Genomic DNA, 268 nt, shown 5'->3' on the forward strand with positions numbered 1-268 from the left:
GCCGCACCCTGTCCGACGATGCCGACCGGGAGGTCGTGCGGCGTCGGGGCGTGGAAGGCGCCGAGGTAGGCGAGACCCATGCCGATCGCGAGGAAGAGGGGCACGAGGATGTGCGAGCCGAAGCTCAGCAGGGTGCGACCGAGGCCCTGCGGACGGAGCGCCGACGGGCCGTTCGGCTGACGCGGGGCCCTGGAGGCCCGAGGCGCGGCGTGCGAGTGGGTGTGGGGGGAGGTGGTGTGCACGTGCGACGTCGTTGTCGTCATGGGGG

Annotated in this window: 1 protein-coding gene; it reads right to left on the reverse strand. The window is 73.5% G+C overall.

Annotated elements, in window-relative coordinates; all coding sequences use genetic code 11:
- On the reverse strand, nt 1–268 hold a 268-nt coding region (locus HWD97_RS24355), incomplete at both ends, for a hypothetical protein (RefSeq protein WP_371835824.1).

The sequence above is a fragment of the Ochrobactrum sp. C6C9 genome (assembly GCF_022627935.1).
GTDB lineage: Bacteria > Pseudomonadota > Alphaproteobacteria > Rhizobiales > Rhizobiaceae > Brucella > Brucella teleogrylli.